The sequence below is a fragment of the Pannonibacter anstelovis genome (assembly GCF_036881715.1).
Taxonomy (GTDB): domain Bacteria; phylum Pseudomonadota; class Alphaproteobacteria; order Rhizobiales; family Stappiaceae; genus Pannonibacter; species Pannonibacter anstelovis.
In genome coordinates this window covers 450,834-476,172 of the sequence record NZ_JBAKBF010000003.1, presented here as the reverse complement: position 1 = coordinate 476,172, position 25,339 = coordinate 450,834, and the positions used below count along the sequence as shown (strand labels likewise).

The 25,339-nt window shown below is 64.0% G+C and carries 25 protein-coding genes; 14 read left to right on the top strand and 11 right to left on the bottom strand.

The features are described 5' to 3' along the window. Window positions 1–198 precede the first annotated feature (198 nt). Window positions 199–1,344 (bottom strand): hybrid sensor histidine kinase/response regulator, encoded by a 1,146-nt coding sequence (locus tag V6L75_RS07495; protein WP_334250879.1) that lies wholly within the window; start codon window positions 1,342–1,344, stop codon window positions 199–201. Window positions 1,345–1,579: 235 nt separating this feature from the next. Between V6L75_RS07495 and V6L75_RS07490 the strand changes: the two genes are divergently transcribed. Beyond that, window positions 1,580–2,545: an AEC family transporter gene (locus tag V6L75_RS07490; RefSeq protein ID WP_334250878.1), complete on the top strand. Its 966-nt coding sequence runs from the start codon at window positions 1,580–1,582 to the stop codon at window positions 2,543–2,545. 2 nt (window positions 2,546–2,547) lie between these two features. Here V6L75_RS07490 and gluQRS read toward each other — a convergent pair whose 3' ends face one another. Next, window positions 2,548–3,414, bottom strand: coding sequence for a tRNA glutamyl-Q(34) synthetase GluQRS (gene gluQRS / locus V6L75_RS07485; RefSeq protein ID WP_334250877.1), 867 nt, complete (start codon window positions 3,412–3,414; stop codon window positions 2,548–2,550). A 74-nt stretch (window positions 3,415–3,488) separates the two neighbouring features. Next, complete coding sequence (locus V6L75_RS07480; protein ID WP_334250876.1) at window positions 3,489–8,306, bottom strand: NAD-glutamate dehydrogenase; 4,818 nt, start codon at window positions 8,304–8,306, stop codon at window positions 3,489–3,491. Window positions 8,307–8,392: 86 nt separating this feature from the next. On the opposite strand from V6L75_RS07480, the gene V6L75_RS07475 reads away from it, so the two are divergent. The 5 genes from V6L75_RS07475 to V6L75_RS07455 all read left to right on the top strand — a co-directional run bounded on the left by V6L75_RS07475 (window position 8,393) and on the right by V6L75_RS07455 (window position 13,105). Beyond that, window positions 8,393–8,962 carry a peroxidase-related enzyme gene (locus V6L75_RS07475; RefSeq protein ID WP_334250875.1) on the top strand — a complete coding sequence of 190 codons (570 nt, stop codon included), beginning with the start codon at window positions 8,393–8,395 and terminating at the stop codon, window positions 8,960–8,962. Between the two features lie 103 nt (window positions 8,963–9,065). Next, the gene (gene argC / locus V6L75_RS07470) at window positions 9,066–10,016 is read left to right on the top strand and encodes an N-acetyl-gamma-glutamyl-phosphate reductase (RefSeq protein WP_334250874.1); all 951 of its coding nucleotides are present in this window, start codon (window positions 9,066–9,068) and stop codon (window positions 10,014–10,016) included. 56 nt (window positions 10,017–10,072) lie between these two features. Further along, complete coding sequence (leuD, locus tag V6L75_RS07465; RefSeq protein ID WP_334250873.1) at window positions 10,073–10,678, top strand: 3-isopropylmalate dehydratase small subunit; 606 nt, start codon at window positions 10,073–10,075, stop codon at window positions 10,676–10,678. Between the two features lie 217 nt (window positions 10,679–10,895). Then, window positions 10,896–12,119: a hemolysin family protein gene (locus V6L75_RS07460; RefSeq protein WP_425498708.1), complete on the top strand. Its 1,224-nt coding sequence runs from the start codon at window positions 10,896–10,898 to the stop codon at window positions 12,117–12,119. A 95-nt stretch (window positions 12,120–12,214) separates the two neighbouring features. Beyond that, a complete protein-coding gene (locus V6L75_RS07455; protein ID WP_334250871.1) occupies window positions 12,215–13,105 on the top strand; it encodes a protein-methionine-sulfoxide reductase heme-binding subunit MsrQ in 891 nt (296 codons plus the stop codon). Window positions 13,106–13,108: 3 nt separating this feature from the next. On the opposite strand, the gene V6L75_RS07450 is transcribed toward V6L75_RS07455, so the two are convergent. Both V6L75_RS07450 and V6L75_RS07445 read right to left on the bottom strand, forming a co-directional pair. Next, window positions 13,109–13,567 (bottom strand): Crp/Fnr family transcriptional regulator, encoded by a 459-nt coding sequence (locus V6L75_RS07450; RefSeq protein WP_334250870.1) that lies wholly within the window; start codon window positions 13,565–13,567, stop codon window positions 13,109–13,111. A gap of 67 nt (window positions 13,568–13,634) precedes the next feature. Next, window positions 13,635–14,318: a response regulator transcription factor gene (locus V6L75_RS07445; RefSeq protein WP_334250869.1), complete on the bottom strand. Its 684-nt coding sequence runs from the start codon at window positions 14,316–14,318 to the stop codon at window positions 13,635–13,637. A gap of 193 nt (window positions 14,319–14,511) precedes the next feature. On the opposite strand from V6L75_RS07445, the gene V6L75_RS07440 reads away from it, so the two are divergent. From V6L75_RS07440 to ftsY, 4 genes are all read left to right on the top strand, one after another. Beyond that, window positions 14,512–15,054, top strand: coding sequence for a L,D-transpeptidase family protein (locus tag V6L75_RS07440; protein WP_334250868.1), 543 nt, complete (start codon window positions 14,512–14,514; stop codon window positions 15,052–15,054). A gap of 145 nt (window positions 15,055–15,199) precedes the next feature. Further along, entirely contained in the window at window positions 15,200–16,120 is a 921-nt protein-coding gene (gene dapF / locus V6L75_RS07435; RefSeq protein ID WP_334250867.1) for a diaminopimelate epimerase, read from the top strand. Further along, entirely contained in the window at window positions 16,117–17,385 is a 1,269-nt protein-coding gene (gene mtaB, locus V6L75_RS07430) for a tRNA (N(6)-L-threonylcarbamoyladenosine(37)-C(2))-methylthiotransferase MtaB (protein ID WP_334250866.1), read from the top strand. The genes dapF and mtaB overlap by 4 nt, the downstream gene beginning before the upstream one ends. 33 nt (window positions 17,386–17,418) lie before the next feature. Beyond that, window positions 17,419–18,660: a signal recognition particle-docking protein FtsY gene (gene ftsY, locus V6L75_RS07425; RefSeq protein WP_334250865.1), complete on the top strand. Its 1,242-nt coding sequence runs from the start codon at window positions 17,419–17,421 to the stop codon at window positions 18,658–18,660. A gap of 44 nt (window positions 18,661–18,704) precedes the next feature. Here ftsY and V6L75_RS07420 read toward each other — a convergent pair whose 3' ends face one another. Further along, a complete protein-coding gene (locus tag V6L75_RS07420) occupies window positions 18,705–19,151 on the bottom strand; it encodes a hypothetical protein (RefSeq protein ID WP_334250864.1) in 447 nt (148 codons plus the stop codon). A gap of 254 nt (window positions 19,152–19,405) precedes the next feature. On the opposite strand from V6L75_RS07420, the gene queC reads away from it, so the two are divergent. From queC to queF, 4 genes are read left to right on the top strand one after another with little or no spacing between them, the layout of a single operon-like run. Then, a complete protein-coding gene (gene queC, locus V6L75_RS07415; protein WP_334250863.1) occupies window positions 19,406–20,095 on the top strand; it encodes a 7-cyano-7-deazaguanine synthase QueC in 690 nt (229 codons plus the stop codon). Further along, entirely contained in the window at window positions 20,088–20,474 is a 387-nt protein-coding gene (locus V6L75_RS07410; RefSeq protein ID WP_334250862.1) for a 6-pyruvoyl trahydropterin synthase family protein, read from the top strand. Before queC ends, V6L75_RS07410 begins: the two co-directional genes overlap by 8 nt. Then, on the top strand, window positions 20,471–21,199 hold the full coding sequence (gene queE / locus V6L75_RS07405; protein WP_334250861.1) for a 7-carboxy-7-deazaguanine synthase QueE: 729 nt from the start codon (window positions 20,471–20,473) through the stop codon (window positions 21,197–21,199). The genes V6L75_RS07410 and queE overlap by 4 nt, the downstream gene beginning before the upstream one ends. A gap of 2 nt (window positions 21,200–21,201) precedes the next feature. Further along, window positions 21,202–21,669 carry a preQ(1) synthase gene (queF, locus tag V6L75_RS07400; protein WP_050474092.1) on the top strand — a complete coding sequence of 156 codons (468 nt, stop codon included), beginning with the start codon at window positions 21,202–21,204 and terminating at the stop codon, window positions 21,667–21,669. Between the two features lie 102 nt (window positions 21,670–21,771). Here queF and V6L75_RS07395 read toward each other — a convergent pair whose 3' ends face one another. The 5 genes from V6L75_RS07395 to V6L75_RS07375 all read right to left on the bottom strand — a co-directional run bounded on the left by V6L75_RS07395 (window position 21,772) and on the right by V6L75_RS07375 (window position 25,310). Beyond that, window positions 21,772–22,404, bottom strand: a complete 633-nt coding sequence (locus V6L75_RS07395; RefSeq protein ID WP_334250860.1) for a CbiQ family ECF transporter T component — start codon at window positions 22,402–22,404, stop codon at window positions 21,772–21,774. A 7-nt stretch (window positions 22,405–22,411) separates the two neighbouring features. Next, window positions 22,412–23,182 carry an energy-coupling factor ABC transporter ATP-binding protein gene (locus V6L75_RS07390; protein ID WP_334250859.1) on the bottom strand — a complete coding sequence of 257 codons (771 nt, stop codon included), beginning with the start codon at window positions 23,180–23,182 and terminating at the stop codon, window positions 22,412–22,414. Between the two features lie 82 nt (window positions 23,183–23,264). After that, window positions 23,265–23,909 (bottom strand): DNA-3-methyladenine glycosylase family protein, encoded by a 645-nt coding sequence (locus V6L75_RS07385; RefSeq protein ID WP_334250858.1) that lies wholly within the window; start codon window positions 23,907–23,909, stop codon window positions 23,265–23,267. Between the two features lie 16 nt (window positions 23,910–23,925). Next, window positions 23,926–24,246: a DnaJ family domain-containing protein gene (locus V6L75_RS07380; protein WP_334250857.1), complete on the bottom strand. Its 321-nt coding sequence runs from the start codon at window positions 24,244–24,246 to the stop codon at window positions 23,926–23,928. Continuing rightward, window positions 24,243–25,310, bottom strand: a complete 1,068-nt coding sequence (locus tag V6L75_RS07375) for an ATP-dependent carboxylate-amine ligase (protein WP_334250856.1) — start codon at window positions 25,308–25,310, stop codon at window positions 24,243–24,245. The genes V6L75_RS07380 and V6L75_RS07375 overlap by 4 nt, the downstream gene beginning before the upstream one ends. Window positions 25,311–25,339: the final 29 nt, after the last annotated feature.

The window sequence follows — 25,339 nt, the reverse complement described above, 5'->3', positions numbered from 1 at the left end:
ATACCGGACGCAGCGAAGCGGAGATCCGGTACCGGTGAGCCGAGGCCTACCGGTTCGAACGCAAACTTGGATGCGAACACCTTATGCGGTGAAAGGCTCAACCCGCCAGCCAAGCCAACTCGCACCCCGGCTCACCGGTCCCGGCTCGCGCTTCGCTTGGCCGGGATGACGATGGAGAAGAAATGGAACCACTACCCCCTACCCCGCCATCTCCTCCAGCCGCAGCTTGTGCCGGGTTCGGGCGAGGTTGAGGGTCTGGTAGAGCTGCGAGGGAGAAATGGGTTTGGGCAGCACGTCGTCAAACCCGGCCTGCCGCAGCTTGCGGTCGCCCACTGATTCCAGCGCGGCCGTCACCGCAATCAGCGGCAGACGAGCGCCATCCGGCCCGAGGCGCAGGGCGGCAGCGGTTTCCATGCCGTCCATGCCCGGCATATGCAGATCAAGCAGCACCCCGTCATAAGCCGTTGCCGCTGCCATGTTCACGGCCTGCTGGCCGGTCCCGGCTGCGTCACTGGTCATGGCAAAGGACTCCAGCAAGGCGGCAAGCAGACGCCGGTTGGTTTCGTTGTCATCGACGATCAGCACATGCGGCCCCGGCTGGGCGGAACCAGACCCGGAGGCGCCCCCGCCGCCCGGCAGCGGCAAATGCACTGAAAAACGGCAGCCGCCGCCCGGTGCGTCATCCAGATCCAGCCGCCCGCCAGCTGCCTTCACCACCTCCGCCGCCCCCCAAAGGCCAAGGCCCGAGCTGCTGCCATCTCCGGCGCGGCCTGCGGTTCCGCGTGTAAAAGGGCGGAACAGGCGGCGGCGCTCCATCACACCAATCCCTGGCCCCGTGTCGGTGATCTCCAGCAAAAGAGTACCCGCCTCCTCGCGCAGCACCGCCCGCACCTGCCCGCGCGGGGTGTAGCGGATGGCATTGTCGAGGAGCACGGTAGCCGCACGGCGCAGAGCCATCTGCAGCTCCGGCGGACAGAAAAGCGGCGCCTCCGGCACGCTGACGGCAAGAGGCAGACCTTTGGCCTTGGCAAGCGGCTCGAACAGACCGGCAATTTCCAGCACCATCCGCCCGGCATCTGCACCTTCCTGCGCGGCCCGCGCAGGCTGCGGCAGAGGCGCCAGACCAGCCGCTGCACGGCCCTCGTTCAGCACCCCGGAGGTCATCTCCGCAAGACCGTCGATGGCGGCAATCAGCGTTGCAAGGCGCACCTGCTGCAGAGGGCTCAGCGGCTCCATGCCGATCAGCTCCGCCGTCAGCCGCATGGCATTGAGCGGCGTGCGCAGATCATGGGCCATGAGGGCAAGCCGCTGGCTTTCGGGACTGCCCTTCTCCTTACCCGTCATGCTGTTCCCCTGCCACCAGCGTCATAAGGGCTTCCGGTTGACCGGCAAGCCGCGCCTCTTCTACAGTTGCACCCGTGATGCGGCTGCGCCGCATGCCTGAATCGCGCGGCTTCATCCCATTGTGTCACGGTGCCCTGGGCTGGTCCATGCGCCGTACACCTGCCGTCCCGCCTTGTCCGCAGCGCTCTGCTGTGCCCGCTCTGATATCCATCCCGGATGCATTCTGGAACCCGCAATGTTTGAGCAGATCCTGACCATCGTTGTTCCCGTTTTCGTGCTTGTCGGGCTCGGCTATCTGGCAGCGCGCACGGGCCTTCTCTCCCAGTCCGTGGGCGAAGGGCTCGGCCAGTTCGTCTTTGTGGTGGCGATCCCCTCGCTCATCTTCAAGACACTGGCAACGGTCTCGATGGATCACGGCTTTCCCTGGGCGCTCTGGGCGGCCTATTTCAGCGGCGTTGCCCTCACCTGGGCCACCGCCACGCTGATCGTGCGCAAGATTTTTGCCCGTGATTCGCGGGCAGGGGTAATTGCGGGCGTATCCGCCGCCTTTGCCAACACCGTGATGGTCGGCATTCCGCTTGTGTCTTCCGTTCTGGGTCCGGACGGCCTGCTGCCGCTGGTATTGCTGATTTCCGTGCATCTGCCGGTGATGACCATCGTCATCGCGGTCTTGATGGAGCGGGCGGCCGCAGCCGATGGCGCCGGCGGATCCCAGTCACTCCCCGTTCTTCTCAAGAAGATCCTCGCCAGCCTGATCACCAATCCGATTGTTGTGGCGATCCTTGCCTCGCTGGTGTGGCGGGTGTTCTCCCTGCCGCTCACGGGCATTCCGGCGGATGTGATCAACCGGCTCTCCTCCACCGCCCTGCCCGTCGCCCTGTTCTCGCTGGGCATGAGCATGGTGCTCTATGGCATCCGCGGCAATCTGGGCGCAGGCATCATCCTCAGCGTGCTGAAGGTTCTGGTGATGCCCGCCATCGTGCTGGTGCTCTGCGCCTATGTCTTTGCCCTGCCGCCAGTCTGGACTGCGGCCATGACGCTGACAGCCGCCTGCCCGACTGGCGTCAATGTCTACATCTTCGCCAACCGCTATGGCACGGGACACGCCATGTCAGCCAATTCCATCACCCTCACCACCGCCGCAGCCGTCGTCACTTGCGGTGCATGGGTGCTGGCGCTGGACATGCTGGGACTGATCTGAATTCAGATCCCGATCCGGCGGCGCACGTCCTCCACCGTCCATCCGGCAGCACGCAATTCCCTCAGGGCCGTGTGGCCTTCCGACTTGGACAATTTCCGCCCGTCCGCCCCCAGGATCAGCCGGTGGTGATGATAGCGCGGCTCCGGCAGGCCAAGCAGGACCTGCAGCAGGCGGTGCACGGAAGTGGCGAGAAACAGATCCTGCCCCCGCACCACATGCGTCACCCCTTGCAGGGCATCATCCAGCGTGACGGAGAGATGATAGCTCGTCGGCGTGTCCTTGCGGGCAAGGATGACGTCACCCCAGGCAAGCGGATCAGCCGTAACCGTGCGGCCCTGGCCTTCCGCCCCTTCTTCCTGCCAGCACAGCGGCCCTTTCAGCAGGCTCACAGCCTTGCGCATGTCGAGCCGGAGGGCAAAGGGCGCGCCGGATGCCCGGCGGCGTTCAATCTCGCCCGCGCCCAGCAAGGCCGCATCGCCGGGATAGAGCGGCGCCCCGTCCGGATCCTGCGGCCAGGGTTTTCCCTGCGCCTCCGTCTCGGCAACGAAGCCCCGGATCTCGGAGCGGGTGAGATAGGCCTCGTAGACCAGCCCCATGGACTGCAAACGGGCAAGAGCTGCAGCATATTCGCCGAAATGCTCTGACTGGCGGCGAGGCAGCTCTTCATGGGCAAAGCCAATCCAGCGGAGATCCTCCAGCATCGCCGCTTTCAGTGCGGGCGTGCAGCGGGCCGTGTCGATGTCCTCGATCCGCAGCAGCATCCGCCCGCCAGCGGCTTGCGCAAGCTTCTGGTTGAGCAGCGCCGACAGGGCGTGCCCCAGATGCAGATAGCCATTGGGGGAAGGCGCGAAGCGGAAAACGGCGGTCATGACGCGTTATGGCAGGGATGCTGAGCCGGTAAAAGCCGGTCCGGGCAACCAAGCCCGGACCGGCGGAGCAGGCATTAGCGGGCGATTTCCGCCAGCAGGCTTGCAGCGACCGAGAACTTGGACACACTGATCGAGCCTTCCAGGATCTCCGCCACCGAGCGGGTCGTCCGGGCAACTTCAGCCTCGTGCGCAGCCAGCCAGTTGACAAAGCCGCCAGCCCTGAGCGCTGCCGCCGTCAGCTGGCGGTGCGCATCGGAAAGCGTTGCCAGAGCCCGGTCGAGTGCAAGCCCGTCGTAATAATCCGCGACCACCAGATTCCGTGCCCGGATTCCCATCTCGGCAATGCCGAAATGCGCCGCCACCACGAAGAAGGTTGAGGCCGCTGCATCCAGTTCTGCGCCGGTTTCGCCGGCAATGAGCACGATATCCGGAATGGTCGCTTCCACGGGCAGCCAGGTGATACGGCGGGCCAGCGGCTCCGGCACGCCCTTGGCCACGTTCTCTTCCACCGCTGCAGCCAGAAGCGCCGCCTGCGCGGGCGTGACGGCTTTCTCCAGATGCGGCCGCATCGCGTCAATCCCGGCGCGGAAGCGTTCCACCACCGCCTCGATACCGTCCTTGAAGGAAACATGGCGGCGGAACCAGACCACCTGATCGAGGAACAGGTTCTGCACCTCGGCATAAAGATCGAGCTGCACCTTGCCGTCGATCTTCGTGTCAAGCCCGTCGATTTCCTCGTTGAGGTCCGTCAGGCCATAGCTGTTGCGCACGGCGACAAAGCCGCGGGCAATCTCGGCGGCGCTGGCACCGGTCTGATCGGCGATACGGGTGATGAAGGTCGGCCCGCAGCGGTTGACCATGGAGTTGGCCAGCATCGTTGCAATGATTTCCCGCCGCAGCCGGTGGCCCCGGATTTCCTCGGCATAGGCATCCGCCATCTGGTCCGGGAAATAACGGAAGAGTTCGCGCGCCAGATAATCATCGTCCGGCACGTCACTTTCCAGCAGCGCGTCATAGAGCGTGATCTTGGCATAGGCGAGAAGCACGCCAAGCTCGGCACGGGTGAGGAACAACCCGGCCTTCTCCAGTTCTGCCAGCGCCGCATCGTCGGGCAGGAATTCCACCTGCCGGTCGAGATGGCCCGCCTGCTCCAGCTGGCGCATCATGCGGCCCTGATAACCGAAGTCCTCCAGCCCGCGCTGCTCCGTCATGGAGATGGCGAGGGACTGCAGGTAGTTGTTGCGCAGCACCAGCTCCGCCACTTCGTCCGTCATCTGCGCCAGAAGCACGTTGCGGGCGGGAATGTCGAGCTTGCCCGACTGGACGGCAGCGCCCAGCGCGATCTTGATGTTCACTTCCATGTCCGACGAGTTCACGCCGGCAGAGTTGTCGATGGCGTCCGAGTTGGAACGCCCGCCCCGGCGGCCAAACTCGATACGGGCGCGCTGCGTCATACCGAGGTTTGCGCCCTCGCCGATGACCTTGGCCCGCACCTCGCGCGCGGTGATGCGGATGGCATCATTAGCACGGTCGCCTGCGTCCGCATCTGTCTCCGTGCTGGCGCGGATATAGGTGCCGATGCCGCCGAACCACATCAGATCAACGTTGAGCTTCAGGATGGCGGTCATCACCTCCTGCGGCGTTGCCTTCGCCCGGGGAATACCAAGCAGCTGCTGGGCTTCCTCGCTGAGCGGGACCGACTTCAGCTGGCGGGAGAAGACCCCGCCACCGGCGGAAATCAGGCTCTTGTCATAGTCCGCCCAGGACGAGCGGCCCATGTCGAACAGCCGCTTGCGTTCGGCAAAGCTGGAAGCCGCATCCGGGGTGGGATCAATGAAGATGTCGCGGTGGTCGAAGGCCGCAACAAGGCGGATTTCCTTTGACAGCAGCATGCCGTTGCCGAAGACGTCGCCCGACATGTCACCCACACCGGCCACGGTGAAGGGCTCGCTCTGGATATCGCGGTTCATCTCGCGGAAATGGCGCTTCACCGCCTCCCAGGCGCCGCGTGCGGTGATGCCCATCTTCTTGTGGTCATAACCTGCCGAACCGCCCGAGGCGAAGGCATCACCCAGCCAGAAATCCCGGCTCGTCGAGATGCCATTGGCCGTGTCGGAGAAGGTTGCCGTGCCCTTGTCGGCGGCCACCACCAGATAGGGATCGTCCCCGTCATGGCGCACCACCTCCAGCGGCGGCAGGATCTGGTCACCCTTGAGGTTGTCGGTCACATCCAGCAGCGAGCTGACGAAGATCTTGTAGGCCTCCGTGCCTTCGGCAAACACGGCCTCGCGGTCACCGCCCGCAGGCAGGCGCTTGGGCACAAAGCCGCCCTTGGAGCCCACCGGCACGATCACCGCATTCTTCACCTGCTGCGCCTTCACAAGGCCCAGCACTTCGGTGCGGAAGTCCTGCGGCCGGTCGGACCAGCGCAGGCCGCCGCGCGCCACCTTGCCGAAGCGCAGATGCACGCCTTCGACACGGGGGCTGTAGACCGAAATCTCCCGGAAGGGCTTGGGCTGCGGCATGTCGTCGATACGGCGCGAGTCGATCTTGAAGGCGAAGGTCGGCTTCGGCTTTCCGTCCGCATCCAGCTGGAAGAAATTGGTGCGCAGGATGGCATCGATGACATTCTGGAAGCGCCGCAGGATGCGGTCATCGTCCAGGCTGACAACCGCGTCGAACTCGGACGACAGCTCGTTCTCGATCCGCGCCGCATTGAGCGTGCGGTCTGCCTCGCTGAGCGCCGGGTTGAAGCGCACGTGGAACAGTTCGACCAGCTTGGCGGCAATGACCGGATAGTTGTTGAGCGTGGTCCACATGTAGTCTTCGGAATAGCGGATGCCCACCTGGCGCAGGTATTTCGACAGGGCTCGGACCATGGCGATGTCCCGCCAGCCGAGGTTCGCCGTCAGCACCAGCGCGTTGTAGCCGTCGCTTTCTGCCTGCCCCAGCCACACGGCCATGAACAGGGCCTCAAGACGGCCCTTGAGATCGGACGAAAGCTCGATGCTGCCGCCCTTGGCCGCTTCCAGCGTCATTTCATGCAGGTAGCAGAAGGGCATGCCTTCCGGCGTGATCCGGTAGGTGCGCTCGTTGATGACCTTGAAACCCATATTCTCCAGCAGCGGCACGCGGGCCGACAGCGGAATCGGGGCTTCCAGATGGAACACCTTCAGCGACAGGCGTGTGTCCGGCGCACCGGAGCTGCGGAAGAAGGTGATCGTGGTCTGGCGGTCCTCCGACAGGCTCTCGATCTTCTGGACGTCTGCCAGCGCATTCTCTGCGTTGTAGACTTCCTTGTAGCCACCATGGAAGGCAAGCGCATAGCGGTCCGACAACCGCTCGGCCACTTCCGGGCTGAAGTTTTCCTTGAAGGCATCCATCAGTCCGTCCGGCCAGGTGCGGATGATGGAGGCAACGGACTTTTCCAACTCGTCCTGCGCCACGGACGGCGTCTTGCCGCTGGAGCGGCCGATGATGAAATGCACACGCGCCAGAGGCCCCTCCGGATAGGTCACATACCAGGCAGACAGGTGGCCATCGAAGACATGGGCAAAATAGGTGCCGATATTGAGACGCACTTCCGTGGTGTAGCGGTCACGCGGCACATAGCAGAGGATCGAGACATAACGGTCGAACTTCTCCGGCCGGGCCAGCACGCGAATGCGCGGGCGCTCATCCAGCTGCAGGATCGCCATGGCGAAATCGTAGAGCGTTTCGTGATCGATCTGGAACAGCTCGTCGCGCGGGAAGGTTTCCATCACGTTGGTGAGGGCGCGGCCCGAGTGGCTGTCGGAATCAAAGCCCGCCTTCGCCAGCACATTGCTCACCTTACGCCGCAGGAACGGAATCGTGCCTGTCGGCTCGTTATAGGCCGTGGAGGCAAACAGGCCGACGATGCGCAGCTCGCCGGTCATCTTGCCGGAGGCGTCAAACATCTTGGTACCAACATAGTCCATATAGACACGCCGGTGCACGCGGCTCTTCACATTGGCCTTGGCGATGATCAGCGGGTCCGGACGCATCAGGAACTCGCGGATCTCCGGAGTGATCTGCACGAACTCGCCGCCCCTTCGCAGGACGCGCATGTCCGGATCAGCCAGAAGCCCGAGGCCGGTGCTGTCCACGGGTGTCAGTTCTCCCTCGCCCGCGCCGCCATCAAACGTGTATTCGCGCATGCCGAGGAAAATGAAATTGTCATCGGCCATCCACTCAAGAAACTGGATCGCTTCCCACAGCTCGTTGCTGGAGCCGTCAGCCTGCGCGGTCTTGTAGGTGTTCACCGCCTTGGTCAGGCGCTTGCGCATGGCCTTCCAGTCGACGACGGCTGCGCGCACGTCATCCATGATGCGCGTCAGGCGCTGTTCCAGTCCCTGCCGGGCCTCATCGCTGGCAATACGGCTGACGTGGATGTGGATCACGCTTTCCTGATGGTCTTCCCGCGCAGCCCCGCCCTGGTGGCCGCTGAAGGATACAAGCTCGCCCTGCGCCCCACGCTCCACATTGTAAATCGGGTGCAGCACCAGATGGACGGTCAGCTTGCTGTCATGCAGCTCGGCCATGACCGAATCCACCAGGAAGGGCATGTTGTCATTGACCAGTTCGATGACCGTCACCTCACCGGCCATCTTGCCCTTGGTCTTGAAGGAAGGGTTCGCCACACTGATCCGGCTGGTGCCCTTAGGATGCAAGCTGAAGTCGTGGAACGCTGCACGCGCGAAAGCAGCCAGCTCGTCCGCAGAATAGGCGACAAGATCTTCTGCAGCACCCTGCTGGTAAAGTTCAGCTGCAAAATCCGCGAGGCCGGACCCTGCCGTCTCCGCCTTTGACGTCAGAATTTTGCTCACCTCTTCAATGAGCTTTGCCTTCTGGATTTCCCGTGCCTGCGCCATCTCTGTCCTCCTGACCCGCGAATCAGCGGCGGCATGCTAGGCTGCCAATGCCGCTTAAAAAATGGCATCTGGGAGGATTCACTAAAATGACGAACAAAGATGTAATGGCGCTAAATTTGCCGGCCGAAGGCGAGTTGAGTGAAGCGACGCAGGGATACTTTGCAAAGTGTGAGGAAAAAATAGGATTTATTCCAAATGTGCTGCGCGCATACGCCTTTAACGACACAAAATTGCGCGCCTTCACCGACATGTATAACGATCTGATGCTGGGCCCCTCAAACCTCTCCAAGCTGGAGCGGGAGATGATCGCCGTGGCCGTGTCGAGCGTAAACCGCTGCTTCTATTGCCTCGCTGCCCATGGCGCCGCCGTCCGCCAGCTGTCCGGAGATCCGGTGCTCGGCGACATGCTGGTGATGAACTACCGGGTGGCGGATCTGACGGCAAAGCAGCGGGCCATGCTGGACTTCGCCGTGCTCTTGACCGAACGCCCCGCAGAAGTGGTGGAGGCAGACCGGCAGGCGCTGCGCGATGCGGGCTTTACCGGCCGGGATATCTGGGACATTGCCGCCCTTGCTGCGTTCTACAACATGTCCAACCGCATGGCTGCGGCCACCGAAATGCGCCCGAATGATGAGTATCACTCAATGGCCCGTTGAGAACGTTGCCGGACTGAAGGCCCCGCTTGCCCGTGACAGGCTGCCGGAATGTGTGTAAAACCCGCTCCATTCTTATGTCCTTGCAAATGAGGGAGCGGGCGCAATGGTGGCGCGGATTTTCATTGATGGCGAAGCCGGCACGACGGGTCTGCAGATCCGCGAGCGCCTCGCCGTGCGCCGCGACATCGAACTGCTGTCCATCGCCCCGGACCAGCGCAAGGACATGTCCGCCCGCGCGGACATGCTGAACAGCGCCGATGTGGCCATCCTCTGCCTGCCCGACGATGCAGCGAAGGAAAGCGTGTCGCTGATCACCAACGGCACCACCCGCGTCATCGACGCCTCCACCGCCTATCGCGTGGCGGACGGCTGGACCTATGGCTTTGCCGAGATGGACAAGGGCCAGAGCGCGGCAATTGCCGCCGCCCGTTTCGTCTCCAATCCGGGCTGCTGGCCGCAGGGCGTCATTGCCGCGCTGCGCCCGCTGGTGGCAGCCGGGCTCGTGCCGGCAGACTTCCCCGTCACGGTCAACGGCATCTCCGGCTATTCCGGCGGCGGCAAGTCGATGATCGCAGACTATGAGGCGCAGGGCGATGCGGCCAACGTGTTCCTGCCCTATGGGCTGGCGCTGGGCCACAAGCATCTGCCGGAGATGAAGACCTATTCGGGCCTGACTGACGCACCGCTGTTCGTTCCGGCGGTGGGCAACTACTACAAGGGCATGATCACCAGCGTGCCGCTCAATCTGGCACGCCTGCCGAAGGTGCCCACGGGCGCTGAGCTGCATGCGGCAATTGCCGATCACTTTGCCGGTCAGGCCAAGGGCTTTGTCGAGGTAGCCCCGCTGTCGCCGCTCGACCGGGCATCGGAGCTGAACCCGCAGGCCCTCAACGGCACCAACATGATGCGCGTCTATGTCTTTGCCAATGACGCCCGCGCACAGGCCGTGGTCATCGCCGTCTATGACAATCTGGGCAAGGGCGCCTCGGGCGCTGCCGTACAGAACCTCAACATCATGCTGGGCGCAGACCCGGCCGAAAGCCTTGCCGCCTGACCGCGGCAGGGCACAAGAACAACAAAGACATTCAGAGAGCCTTTGGAGAGACCGCCTTGCAGAAGTTCACCTCCCTCACCGGTGTTGCGGCGCCCCTGCCGATCATCAACATCGACACCGACATGATCATCCCGAAGCAGTATCTGAAGACGATCAAGCGCACCGGCCTCGGCACCGCGCTGTTCTCGGAGCTGCGTTACAACGAGGATGGCTCGGACAACGCCGAATTCGTGCTGAACAAGCCGTCCTACAAGGACGCGACGATCCTTGTGGCGGGCGACAACTTCGGCTGCGGCTCCTCCCGTGAGCATGCCCCCTGGGCCCTGCTCGATTTCGGCATCCGCTGCGTGATCTCCACGAGCTTTGCCGACATCTTCTACAATAACTGCTTCAAGAACGGCATCCTGCCGGTCGTCGTCAGCAAGGAAGAGCACGGCAAGCTGCTGGATGACGCCTCGCGCGGCGCCAACTCCACCCTGACGGTGGACCTGGAAGCCCAGGAAATCCGCGGCCCGGACGGTGGCGTGATCTCCTTCGAGATCGATCCGTTCCGCAAGCATTGCCTGATGAACGGCCTCGACGACATCGGCCTGACCATGGAAAAGGCTCCCTCGATCGACCGCTTCGAAGGCGCCACCTCCGAAAGCCGCCCCTGGGCATAATCGCGCAAGGCGTGACAAGACGATCTGGAAGGCCGTCCGCAAGGGCGGCCTTTATTCGTTTGGCAAAGCCTCCACTTCCGTCCGCCGCCGCTTCACCCATATACTGCGTGCAGGTTGCCCGCATAAAGCGGGCGTCCCTTGATATTCTGGACCGGCTTCCTTGTATTTTGAAATTGCCATCGTCGTCTGTCTCACCCTGCTCAATGGCGTTCTGGCCATGTCGGAGCTTGCCGTTGTCTCGTCCCGGCCCGTGCGGTTGAAGCTGCTGTCGGATCAGGGAAGCCGGGGGGCTGCGGTGGCCCTGCGCCTGTCGGAAGATCCGGGGCGGTTTCTCTCCACCGTGCAGATCGGCATTACCCTGGTTGGCGTCCTGTCGGGCGCCTTCTCCGGCGCAACGCTGGGGGCGCGGCTGTCCGGCTGGCTGCTGACGCAGGGCCTGCCGCCTGCGGCGGCCGATGCGCTCGGTGTCGGTTCGGTGGTCATGGCCATCACCTACATGTCGCTGATCGTGGGCGAATTGGTGCCCAAACAGATCGCCCTGCGCGCACCGGAGAGCGTTGCCGCCCGTGTGGCTCCCGCCATGCTGATGCTATCGAAGATTTCCGCGCCGCTGGTCTGGCTGCTCGACCGGTCGGGCCGTGGCCTGCTGCGGCTTCTGGGCCAGCAGGACAGCGCAGGCGAAACGGTGACGGATGAGGAAATCCGTACGGTTCTGGCCGAGGCACAGAATGCGGGCGTCATCGAGGACGAGGAGTCCGAGATGATTTCCGGCGTCATGCGTCTTGCCGACCGCACCGCGCGCGGGCTGATGACGCCGCGCCGCGACGTTGAGGTGCTCGACCTTGAGGACAGTCCGGATGAGATCCGCAACCAGCTCCGCCGAACCGTCCGCTCGCGCCTTCCCGTGCGCTGCGGCAGCTCAGATGAAATCCTGGGCGTTGTGGCCGTCAAGGATGTGCTCGGGGCCTATCTGGACAGACCGGATGCGGAAATCGAACCACTGATGCGCCATGCACCCGCCGTCTCCGACCGGACAGCTGCGCTTGCCGCGATCGAAACCCTGCGCAGGGCCCCTGCCCACATGGTGCTGGTCTATGACGAATACGGCCATTTCGAAGGCATCATCACCCCCGGTGACGTGCTGGAGGCCGTGACCGGCGCATTCGAAGACGAGGCGGCAGCCGAACCGGCCATCGTCCAGCGCGCAGATGGCTCCTGGCTGGTCGCTGGCTGGATGCCCGTGGACGAATTCGCCGCCGAAATGGGTTTTCCGCTGGATCCGGACCCGGACTACGAGACCGTCGCGGGCTTTGTCCTCGACACGCTCAAGTATCTGCCTGCGCTTGGCGAAACCTTCACGGCAAAAGGCTGGCACTTCGAAGTCCTTGACCTCGATGGCCGCCGCGTCGACAAGCTGCTGGTTCGCAAGCCGGAGGGCTAAGGCCCCTTTCACGCAGGCTTGAAAAATCCTGAGGCGCAGGTGTTCCGTAAACAGGCTAGAACGTGGCCTGAGAATTTTCCGGAGCGGTTGACAAGATGAGCAATGTATCAGGCCTGCGCCCGGTGGCGGTGTTCCTGCCCTGGACAGACCGGCAGGGGCGGCTGTCGGGCCTGAAGCTTGCCGTCTTCCTCATCGCCATCGCTCCGGCGCTCTGGTATCTCACCCGCGCTGCCATGGGGCTGATCCAGCCGGAACCAGCGCGCCAGCTTGTCTTTGTCAGCGGCGACTGGGCCATGCGCTTTCTCGTGGCAACGCTGGCCGTCTCGCCGCTGCGGCGCATCACCGGCTGGGGCAAGCTGGCAGGCATCCGCCGCATGCTGGGCCTCACGGCTCTGGCTTATGGCCTTGCCCATCTGCTGCTCTACGTGATCCGCGAAAACCTCGACCTGTGGCGCGTCACCTCCGAAATCGTGCTGCGCTTCTATCTCACCATCGGCTTCGCCGCGCTGGCGGCCATGGTGGCGCTTGGAGTGACCTCGACGGACAGCGCCATCCGCCGTATGGGGCCGCGCTGGCACAAGCTGCACAAGCTGGTATATCCGGCCGCCGCACTGGCCGCTTTCCACTATTTCCTGCAATCAAAATCGGATGTGAGCCAGGCCACCCTGCTGGCGGGGCTGTTCCTGCTGGTGATGATCTACCGGGGGGCTGCGCGCCTGAAGCTGCCGCTCTCTTCACCACTGATGCTGGCGGGACTTGGCCTGTTGGCGGGGCTTGGAACGGCAGGCATCGAATATCTCTGGTATCACCTTGCGACAGGCGTTCCGGCAGAGCGGGTGTTCCTCGCCAATTTCAACTGGCAGCTCTTCACCATGCCCGCACATATACGTCCGTCCTGGTGGGTAGTGCTGGCAGGCCTGATCACGGCGCTGCTGCCGCTGATCAGCGCAAGGCTGCTGCCGCAGCCGGTACGGCGGCGGCAGTGAGGCCTATTCGCCTTTCACGCGCGCCTTCAGCTCATCCATGATGGTGTTCAGCTCGGCCATTTTCTCGCCGATGGGGGCGAGACCGGCGACGGTGGTCTGGAAGCGCGCGGCGTAGCTGTCGAAGAGACGGCGGGCAAGCTCCGGGAATTCCTGCACCATGCGCTTGAACAGGGCACGGCGGATGCGGATGACGCGCACCGGGCCAATGCAGACCGCACGGGCGGGACGGCGGGTTTCCACCAGCATCGCAGTTTCGCCCAGCAGCACGCCAGGACCCGCCATTTCCACTTCCATGAAGCCGTGGGTGCTCTTGCGCTGCAAGCTGACATTACCCTTGGCAATGACGATGCCGCTGTCGGCCCGCTCGCCCTCGTCGAAGACAAAGGACCCTGAAATCAGATCCATGGCCTCTGCGCTGAAGGCAAGCAGGCGCAACTGGTCGTCGGAAAAATCCGACAACATGGGAATCTGCCGAAGAATCGCGATGTCCTGAACGAGGCTCATGCCTCAGTGTTATGCCGCAAATGGCTCACGGCACAAGCTTATATCCACCGGCTTCCGTCACCAGAAGCTCGGCATTGGAGGGGTCACGCTCGATTTTCTGCCGCAGACGGTAGATGTGGGTCTCCAGCGTGTGGGTGGTGACGCCGGAATTGTAGCCCCAGACCTCATGCAGCAGCACATCGCGGGTCACCGCGCGTTCGCCTGCCCGGTAGAGGAATTTCAGGATCGAGGTTTCCTTTTCCGTCAGCCGCACCTTGCTGCCGCGGTCATCGACCATCAGCTTGGCAGCGGGGCGGAAGGAATAGCGGCCGATGGTGAAGGTCGCGTCCTCGCTCTGCTCATGCTGGCGCAGATGGGCGCGCACGCGGGCCAGAAGCACGGCGAACTTGAAGGGCTTGGGCACATAGTCGTTCGCCCCGGCCTCAAGGCCAAGGATCGTGTCGCTGTCCGTATCATGCCCGGTGAGCATGATCACCGGAGCCTTGAACCCGGCCTTGCGCAGAAGCTTCACCCCCTCGCGCCCGTCAAGATCCGGCAGCCCCACGTCCATCAGCAGAAGATCGACCTGCCCGGCCTTGGCAGCGGCAATGCCCTCGGAGGCGCTGGAGGCCTGCTGCGTGGTGAATTCGTCATAGAGCGAGAACTGCTCGACCAGCGCCTCGCGCAGGTCATTGTCGTCATCCACGATGAGAATGGTGCGTGCGTTCATCTGCAGTCCTCGTTCCCTTTCGGCACTTCTGACCAGATTGGCTGCGGCAGATTCAGTGCCTTTCATGCAATGGCGTAAAGGCGGGAAAAAATCACGGTGGTTTTTAGCTTCATCCGTCAATTCTGCTTCACATCCACTTTACATCCGATTGATGACGATGGATCAACCGGATGCAATGCGAGCAAAACGGACCATGACCTATCCTGCCCTTTCTGCGGACAAGCGGCTCATCGTGCGCGCCCTGCCGGGCCACCCCTCATATGGCACGCTGACGCTGGGAAGCCTGACCGTGCCCTGTGCCCTTGGCAAGGGCGGCTTGACCCTGCGCAAACGTGAAGGCGACGGGGCGACGCCGGTTGGCCGCTTTGCCGTGCTGGACGTATTCTACCGGCCCGACCGGGGACGGCGGCCGGAAACGGCCCTGCCCGTCACGGCGCTGAGCCCGGACGACGGCTGGTGCGACGATCCGCGCCACCCGCGCTACAACGCCCCCGTCCGCCTGCCCTTTGCCGCCAGCCACGAGAAGATGTGGCGGCAGGACGGGGTCTATGACATCGTCGTGGTGCTGGATTACAACCTGACGCCCGCAGTGAAAGGCAAGGGCAGCGCCATATTCTTCCACCTCGCCCGGCCCGGTTACACGCCGACCGAGGGCTGCGTGGCGGTGGCAGAACCTCACATGCGCCGCCTGCTGAAGGCCCTGCGCCCCGGCGCGGTGATGGAGATCCGCCGTTAGCCCTGTTGGCCGAAGCTACAGGCCGAAGCTCTGGCAATCCGCCGCCATTTCCGCCATATAGGAGGAAACGGGGTCCGCTGATCCCGCACCTCCCGGCACAAACCTTCTGCAGCCCTGCTTGCAGAACCTGACAGGCACAGCGCCGATGCGCAGACCGTTTTTGAAGATGAATGGCCTTGGCAACGATTTCGTTGTCTGGGATGCCCGCGAGGCACCGCTGCGGCTGAGCCCTGAGGTGATTGCCGCGCTGGGAGACCGCGCCTCCGGCATCGGCTTTGACCAGATGATCACCGTCGAGCGCTCGCCTTCCGGGGCGGATGCCTTCATGCGCATCCATAACCGCGACGGATCGGAAGTCTCTGCCTGCGGCAACGCGACCCGCTGCATCGGCCGCCTGCTGATGGAGGAAAAGGGCGTTGATGCAGTAAGCATCGAGACGCGCGCCGGATTGCTGCTGGCCCGCAAGGCAGAAGACGGCCCGCGTTCGGTCACCGTCGACATGGGCGAGCCGCGCTTCAACTGGAACGAGATCCCGCTTGCCGAAGAGTTTGCCGACACCCGTGCAGTGGAGCTGCAGATCGGCCCGATTGATGACCCCATCCTGCACACGCCTGCCGTGGTCAGCATGGGCAATCCGCATGCGGTGTTCTGGGTTTCCAATGTGGACGCCTACGATCTTGGCCGGATCGGCCCGCTGCTTGAGCATCATCCGCTGTTCCCGGAAGGGGCCAATATTTCGCTGGCGCAGGTGATATCCCGTAAGGAAATCCGCGTGCGGGTGTGGGAGCGTGGCGCAGGCCTTACCCGCGCCTGCGGCACCGGCGCCTGTGCCGTCGCCGTGGCCGCTGCCCGAGACAACCGCGCGGACCGCACTTCCACCGTGCATCTGCCGGGCGGGCCACTGACGATCAGCTGGCGCGAGAGTGACAATCACGTGCTGATGACCGGCCTGACAGAAGTTGAATACGAGGGTGAAGTGGACTTCAAGGCCATGACCTTCACCCGCACCGGACCGGGGGATGCAGAGCTGGATGCCGCCGCCCCCGCCATGGAGACCGCCCTGTGAGCATTGATGTCGTCACCTTCGGCTGCCGGCTGAATTCCTATGAATCGGAAGTGATGAAGCGCGAGGCGGAAGCTGCGGGCCTCAAGGATGCCATCCTGATCAACACCTGCGCGGTCACCTCCGAAGCGGTGCGTCAGGCGCGTCAGGCCGTGCGCAAGGCCCGCCGCGACAATCCGCAAGCCAAGATCATCGTCACCGGCTGCGCCGCCCAGACCGAAACGGCCAAGTTCTCCGAAATGGAGGAAGTGGATCTGGTGCTCGGCAACTCGGAAAAGCTGGAGCGCGCCTCCTATGGCCGCATCGCCCAGTTCGGCCTTGATGCCAGCGAGAAGGTGCGCGTCAACGACATCATGAGCGTGCGCGAGACCGCCGGTCACCTGATTGACGGGCTGGAAGGCCGCGCCCGCGCCTTCGTGCAGGTGCAGAACGGCTGCGACCACCGCTGCACCTTCTGCATCATCCCCTATGGCCGGGGCAATTCACGTTCGGTGCCCATGGGCGTCGTCGTTGATCAGGTGCGGCGCCTCGTGGAGAACGGCTATCGCGAAATTGTCATCACCGGGGTGGACATCACCTCCTATGGCGCCGACCTTCCCGGCACGCCGCGCCTTGGCACGCTGGTGGCCAAGATCCTGAAGCTGGTGCCGGACCTGAAGCGGCTGCGGCTGTCATCCATCGATTCCATCGAGGCCGATGACGAGCTGATGCGCGTCATTGCCGAAGACGAGCGGCTGATGCCGCATTTCCACCTGTCGCTGCAGGCAGGCGACGACATGATCCTGAAGCGCATGAAGCGGCGGCACCTGAGGGCCGACACCATCCGCTTCTGCGATGAGGTACGGCGCCTGCGCCCGGATGTTGTCTTCGGCGCCGACATCATCGCCGGCTTCCCCACCGAGACGGAAGAGATGTTCGCCAATACTCTGGCCATCGTCGATGAATGCGGGCTGACGCATCTGCATGTCTTCCCCTTCTCCCCCCGTCCGGGCACTCCGGCTGCGCGCATGCCGCAGCTGGCCAAGGGCCTCATCAAGGAGCGCGCCGCACGGCTGCGCCTCAAGGGCGAGGCGGCGCTGGCGGCTCATCTCAGTGCTGAAGTCGGCCTGCTGCGCCCCATTCTGCTGGAGCGCGAGGGGCTGGGGCGGACCGAGCAGTTCACACAGGTCGAGGTGGATGGCGGCGAGGCCGGGCAGATCATCGAAACCCGCATCACCGGCCACACCGGGCGCCATCTTCTCGGCGCGCTTCTTTCACAGGCCGCCTGAGGGCGGGACAGACTTCAGCGGCAGGACAGGTTCATGAACGAGAAGAAGCGCGGCTTTCTGGGCCGTTTGTTCGGCGGCAAAGACAGCACGGCTGCCGGAGAGCTGAAGCCGGAAACGGAGATCCTGACCGGCGAGAAGGCTGCATCTCCAGCCCCTGAGGCTGAGGTTGAGGCCGCTGAAGAAGCGGCCATCGAAACGGTTCTTCCCGAAGAACAGCCGGAACCTGAGGCCGTGGCCGAAGCAGAACCCGAGCCGGAGGATGAACCGGCAACAGAGGCAGAGGCAGAGGCAGAGGCAGTGCCCCCCGCTCCCGCTGCGGTTCCTGCGCCGGTTGCCGTCACTGAACCGCAAGAGAAGCTCTCCTGGTTCCAGCGTCTGCGCAAGGGCCTTGCCCGCTCGTCGTCGGCGCTAACCGAAGGTATTTCGGCGATCTTCACCAAGCGCAAGCTGGATGCGGGGATGCTGGAGGATCTGGAGGACATTCTCCTTCAAGCAGATCTTGGCCTTGAGACAGCCGGCGCCATCACGGAGCGCCTCTCCGAAGGGCGTTTCGACAAGGAAATTTCTCCCGAAGAAGTCCGCAAGGTGCTCGCCGAAGAGGTGCGCAAGGTGCTGGAGCCTGCCGCCCGGCCGCTGGACCTCGACCGGGGCCACAGCCCGCATGTGGTGCTGATGGTGGGTGTCAACGGCACCGGCAAGACCACGACCATCGGCAAGCTGGCTGCAAAGCTCTCCGCCGAAGGAAAGACGGTGATGCTGGCGGCGGGTGACACCTTCCGCGCTGCTGCCGTCGAACAGCTGAAGATCTGGGGCCAGCGGACAGGCGCCGAAGTGGTGGCCCGGGAAGCAGGCGCAGATGCCGCCGGACTTGCCTTTGATGCCATGCAGGCAGCGAAGGACAAGGGCGTCGACGTGCTTTTGATCGACACGGCCGGCCGGCTGCAGAACAAGGCCGAGCTGATGGCGGAACTGGAAAAAGTGGTCCGCGTCATCCGCAAGCAGACCCCCGATGCCCCGCATGACGTGATCCTGACGCTGGACGCCACCACGGGCCAGAACGCCATGAACCAGGTCGAAATCTTCGGCAAGGTGGCAGGAGTCACCGGCCTCGTCATGACCAAGCTGGACGGCACCGCCCGCGGCGGCATTCTTGTTGCCATCGCCGCAAGGCACAAGCTGCCGGTACATTTTATCGGCGTCGGCGAAGGTATCGACGACCTCGAACCCTTCTCCGCCGAAGACTTTGCCGAGGCGATTGCAGGGCTTGCGCGGTAAGGGCTGGAGTTCAGCCGTCCCCTTGCCTCACACCCTTCTGCCCCTCACGTCGCTACGTTGACGGCGTGATGCTCGATCTGGCCGCCGTGGTCCTCATAGGCATGGCGCACAACGGCGGGCGGCTGATGGTCGCGGGTGGCGCGCTGCGGCAGGGGGCGGCTGGCCGGAAGGGCGCTGTGCGGACCTGACGGCCTGCGCTGAGCCTGATCGGCAGCGGCCCTGTAGGCCGCGATGCCATCCAGCGTATGGCTGACTTCCGGGCTTGTCTCGACCAGAACGGCCGGTTCCTCCGCCTGCGGTCCGGCAATCGCGCCAGCCATCAGATTGCCTTCGCCTGTCAGGGCGTCTTCAAAGCCCTCGCCAGACTGCTGTTCGCCCGACTGTTGCTCGTTGTGCTGCTCATGCTCCCGCTCGCGGCGGCGATGGTCGCTGTGTTCGGTTGCCTGCACGATACCGGATGGCGGCAACACCCGTTCCAATCCTGATGACATGGGGCCCTCCTGGCTATTTTGCTGCCTGTGGCGGCCTGCCGGGCCTTCTGGCCCTCCGTCTCTGTCCCGTTTCGAACAGGACATGGCCGAATCATCTCAACAAAGAGTTAACGATTCTTTACGCAAGGTAAACGGCAAAATCCGGGCGTTTTCCCTTCCCTTTTGCAGAACTGCTGCTAAAAGGCGCCCGTCTGCCTTCGGGCGGTCAACCGGTCGCAGCCTACCCGGTTCCAGCGAAAACAAGGGACACATCTTTGAAAACGCTTGTCGTCTGTTCCGGCGGAATGGATTCCGTCACCCTTGCGCACAAGGTTGCGCAAGAACACGAGCTGATCGGGCTCGTTTCCTTCAACTACGGCCAGAGGCACCTCAAGGAGCTGGATTTTGCCAGAGCCTGTGCGGATGATCTGGGCGTCGAGCATATCGTCATCGACATTTCCGGCATCGGCCGCCAGCTCTCCGGTTCGGCCCTGACGGATGACGTGGCCGTTCCCGATGGCCACTATGCCGAAGAAACCATGCGCATCACCGTGGTGCCGAACCGCAATGCCATCATGCTGGCCATTGCCTTCGGCATTGCTGCGGCACGCGGGGCCGAGGCGGTCGCAACCGCCGTCCACGGCGGGGATCACTTCATCTATCCCGACTGCCGCCCCGGCTTTACGGAAGCCTTCGAGACGATGCAGCGCCAGGCGCTGGCAGGCGTCGCGGATGTGCGGCTCTACACGCCCTATGTCCACACGGACAAGGCCGCCATTGCCGCAGAAGGTGTGCGGCTTGGCGTCGACTACACCCGCTCCTGGTCCTGCTACAAGGGCGGGGAAATCCACTGCGGGCGCTGCGGCACCTGCGTGGAGCGGCGCGAGGCCTTCCATCTGGCGGGCGCGGAAGATCCCACCACCTATGCCGACCCGGATTTCTGGAAGGAGGCCTGCGGTGTTTAGGATCGCCAAGGAGTTTCATTTCTCCGCCTCCCACCAGATCTTCGGCCTGCCCGAAGACCACCCCTGTGCCCGGCTGCATGGACACAATTATGTGGTCGAGGTGGAGCTGATGTCCGAGACGCTGGACAGCGTTGGCTTCGTGCGGGACTACCGGGAGCTTGGGCCCTTCAAGAACTGGCTCGATGACACCCTCGACCACCGCCATCTCAACGATGTGCTGGGCAACGGCAATGTCACCGCCGAGCGCATGGCAAAACTCTTCTACGACTGGTGCAAGGCGCGCTGGCCGGAGGTGAGCGCCGTGCGTGTGCGCGAAACCCCCAAGACCATGGCCGAGTACCGTCCGAAAGGCAGCTGCGGCTGCGGGTGCGGCGCATGAGCGGCGAGACCCTGCGCATCAGCGAGATCTTCGGTCCCACCATTCAGGGCGAAGGCGCGCTGATCGGCATGGCCACCGTCTTCGTGCGCACCGGCGGCTGCGATTTCCGCTGCTCCTGGTGCGACACGCTGCATGCGGTGGACAGCGCCTACCGGGACACCTGGACGCCCATGAGCGCTGACGCCGTGATGGATGAAGTGCGGCGCCTGTCCGGCGGCGAGCCGCTGATGGTCACTGTATCGGGCGGCAACCCGGCCATCCAGCCGCTGGGCCGGCTGATTGAACTGGGCAAGCGCGAGGGCTACCGGTTCGCGCTGGAAACCCAAGGCAGCCTGTCGCGGGACTGGTTTGCGGCACTCGACGTCCTCAGCCTCAGCCCCAAGCCGCCATCCAGCGGCATGGCGTTTGACCGCAAGGCGCTGGCGGATGCCATAGCTGCCGCTGGCCCCAATACGGCCATTGCACTGAAATTCGTCGTCTTTGACGAGGCGGACTACGGCTTTGCCAGAGACGTGGCAGGCGCCTATCCGCATCTGCCGGTCTATCTGCAGCCCGGCAACCACACACCGCCGCCTGCGGATCAGGAGGATGCGGTGATCGACATTCCCGGCATCATGGAGCGGCTGCGCTGGCTGATCGGCCGGGCCGCCAATGACCGCTGGTTCGAGGCCAGCATCCTGCCGCAACTTCATACCCTCATCTGGGGCAACCTTCGCGGAGTGTGACCATGAGTGACAAGACCATCTATCAGAACCTGACCCAGCTCGGGTCATCCACCGCCCTGCCCCAGAGCCCGGAAGACGCCGTGCTGGAGCGCGTTCCCAACCCGCAGGCGGGTACCGGCTACATGGTGCGTTTCGTGGCACCCGAGTTCACCTCGCTCTGCCCGATCACCGGTGCACCGGATTTCGCCCATCTCGTCATTGACTATGTGCCCGGTGACTGGCTGGTGGAGAGCAAGTCGCTGAAGCTTTTCCTCGGCTCCTTTCGCAACCACGGCGCTTTCCATGAGGACTGCACAGTATCGATCGGCAAGCGGCTGGTGGAATTCCTCTCACCGCAATGGCTGCGCATCGGCGGCTACTGGTATCCGCGCGGCGGCATTCCAATTGATGTGTTCTACCAGACCGGCCCGGCACCTGAGGGTGTGTGGATCCCTGAGCAGGGCGTGCAGCCCTACCGCGGGCGGGGGTGAGGGTTCGTTGCCCCTCCCCCACTCCGTCATGCCATGATTAAGTCATGGCACGACGAATGCGGATAGAAATACCGCAAGGCAGGCGGAGAGGCGTGCGGACCACTAGCCCCGCCTCTTCCCCCGTTCCAACGGCCCAAACCCGTCAGCGCCGCCACGTGCAACAAGAGCTTCGCCCACGTGGTCGGCCATGGCGAGGGCCTGAAGGGCGAAGGGGGCGAGAAGCCGCCAGCTGCTGCGCTTGCCGGTGCGGGCCTGATAGGCTTCGCGCTGAGCAGCGCTCAGCGCCAGCAGCACCGGCACGAAGCGCAGGACCAGCGTAACGGCCAGCGCCGGGCGGCGCGGCGAAACGCCGAAGAAGGCCAGTGGCCGGAACAGGGGCGCAACCGCCTCCAGCATGTCATCCATGCGCGTCGTCATGGTGACGAGATTGGCCAGCATTACCAGCAGCAAGAGCCGCAGCAGCACCACAACGCCGCCCATGAGCGAGCCGGACAGCCAGTGCAGCGCCAGCAGCACGGCAAACAATGGCAGCAACGGGCGCAAGAGCGAAAGCTGCCGCAGGGCCGCCCGGCCCAGCGCCGCATAGGCGGCCAGAACCAAGCCACAGCCAGCCGCCAGAATGACGGCATTTTCCACGGGGAAGAACATCAGGCTGGCGGCGGCCAGACCGGTGAGTTTCACGCCGGCAGGCAGGCGGTGGAGAAGGCTGATTCCGGGCAGATAGAGCGAGATCACGCGCGCCTCACAACAGGCCGGAGACGGCGGCGCGCCGCTCGATATCATCCACATAGGCAGGCAGCACCGCGCCAGGCTCGCCGTCCATGCGGATCTGGCCGTCCTGCAGCCACAGTACCCGGTCAAAATCGCGGATCAGCTCCAGATCGTGACTGACCATGATCAGCTTCTGCTCCAGCCCCCGGATCAGCGACATGATCTGACGGGTGGCGAGGCCATCGAGGCTGGAAAAGGGCTCGTCAAAGACGATCAGCCCCGGCTGCATCACCAGCACCGCCAGAATGCAGATAAGCTGCTTCTGCCCCTCGGACAGGTCCAGAAATGGCCTCTCCGCCAGATGAGCGCAGCCGTGGGCCTCCAGAAAGCGCCGGGCATTGAGCCGGGCGTCCTGCCGGGACTGGCCAAGCTGGGTCAGGCCGAAGGCAATCTCCTCCTCCACCGTCGGGAAGATCGCCTGATGATCCGGGTTCTGGAAGACAAAGCCCACATGGCGCGGCAGGTTCGCCCGCGCCTGCCGCGTGTCCGCACCGTAAATCTGCAAGGTGCCGCTGTCAGGCAGCAGCAGGCCGTTAAGCAGGCGCACGAAGCTGCTCTTGCCAGATCCATTCAGCCCGATCAGCGCAATCCGGCGCTCGCTCAAGGTGAGGCTCAGCCCCTCCAGCACGGTCTTGTCCCCGCGCTTCAGGCTCACCTGATCAAACACGGCATAATCAGCCCGGCGGGGGTCGCAAGCCGTCTCCGTCTTGCCGCTGCCGGATTTGAGGCGCCAAAAGGCCATGGGCGGTGATCCGTTCCCTCTGTTGCGGCCTGCATATTCCCCGCCGCTGCAGCAATGTCAAAGGCTGATGCCACCCGCACGCTTACAGCGGCTGGCTGTCGCGCCCTTCGCGGGCGGCCTTGTACCAGGCCCAGAACAGGCGGGCAGCGACGCCGCGCCAGGGAGCCCAGGTCTCCGCCAGCTCATCCAGCGCACGGGGGCTGGGGCGGTCCGGCAGAGCAAAGGCATCTCGCACCGCATTCTGCAGGGCAATGTCACCGCTGGGGAAGATATCCGGATGGCCTGCACAGAAGAGCAGGTAGATATCCGCCGTCCAGCGGCCGATGCCCTTGACCTGGCACAGCTCCTCCCGCGCCACATCGGCCGGAACACTCGCAAGCGCCTGAAGATCCAGCCCCCCGCTCACGGCATCAGCCAGCGCCCGTACGGCGCGGATCTTGGGCCGTGACAGCCCTGCCCCGCCCAGCGCCTCTTCCGTATGGGAGAGCAAAACATCCGCTTCCAGCGGATCGACGAGGGCAGCAAGCCTTGCGCCGATGGCATTGGCGCTGGCGACGGACACCTGCTGCGAGATGATGATCTGCACCAGCGCCGCAAAGCTTGGAGGCCTGCGGCGCAAGGGAACTTCGCCAGCAAAGGAAATGACCGCAGGCAGGCGCGGATCAGCGGCAGCAAGGGCAACAAGGCCCGCAGCGATATGCTCCGGCGTTTCGATGATCACGCTCATGCCTGCGGCCCCTGTTTCATTCGCCGAAGAAGCGGCGGCGTGCCTCCCGCTCCATCTCGAGGCGCATTTGCAGATCGGCGAGCTTCTTCAGCTCGCGCTTGCGGGCGTCCTCGCCCTCCGTCTCCTTGAGGACGAGAGCCTGTTCCTGAACCGCCTTTTGAAGATCGATTTCGCGCGGCACTGCCCCGGCTTCGGCCATGATGCGAAAGCCTATGGCCTCCGCGCTGCCGCCATCGGCTGTCAGGTTCAGCGGTTTGCCCGCCCCTTTGAGCTTGTCAAACTGGCCCTCGGCCTGCGCCTTGAGAATCTGGCTCTCGGCAAGATCGGAAAGTTTCATGCTGCATCTCCAGCATTGCCCCCGGACCTCAGATTACGGGTCAGCGCCTCAAAGATCTTCGCATAGATTTCCTCTACGCGCAGCGCCTCTTGCGGGCCAAGCCGGTGAAAATGGCTGAGACCCGGCGCCGCATTCACCTCGAGAATGGCATAGGGGCCAGACCCTGCCGCAATATCCGGGCAAATGAGATCAAGGCCGAATAGCCGCAAGCCCACGGCTTCCCCCGCCTTGCGGGCTATTTCCGCGAAATAGGAGCTGATCGTGCCGGTCACATCCACCGCACTGCCGCCGGAAGAGAGATTCGCGTTGGGCAAAAGCGCCACGGCTGCACCGGCTTCCGGCACATGGGTGAGATCCAGGCCGCTGGTGGCGAGAAAGGCGAGTATGCGCGGATCATCCGCTGCAATCTTCGAGCCCTTGCCGCCAGCGGCAAAGCCCTGCGTTGCCTGTGTGATCAGAGCCCGGAGCTGGGAAACGCCATCGCCGGTTACCGAGAAGGGCCGCCGCTCGAAGACGGCCAGCACCTCCCCATCCAGCACCAGCACCCGGTAATCGCGCCCCCTCACCTCCTCCTGCACCAGGATCCGGTCGTAAGAGGCGCCCAGGATCGTGAGCGCAGAGGAAAGCCCCTGTTCGTCCTGCACCCGCAGGATGCCGCGCCCTTCCGAATCGTCATTGGGCTTCACGAACAGCGGAAACCCCGTTTCGCGGGCAAAGGCGAGCGCTTCAGCCTCGCCATTCAGTTTTGCGGCAACCGCCGGGTTCTTCACCTCTATGTCACGGATGAAACGCTGCGAACTGATCAGCACTCCGCGCGGCACACGGAGGCCGGCCGCCTCCAGAAAGAAGGCGCCATAGGCCTTGTCGCGGGCGATGGCAGAAGCAGCGGCGGGATTGATATCAAAGCCCGCGCCCTTGAAGAAGGCACGGCGCCCGCCCGGCGCCTCCACATAGCCGGCATAGCCATAGGCAGGCTCGGCAAAGACGGTCAGCCCATGCTTTGCCGCATGACGGCGCAGCAGCACAAGTGCCAGAGGCTCACGGCGGGAAGGATCGGAAGTCATGCAGCGGCAAGGCCCTGAAGCGGGCAGCC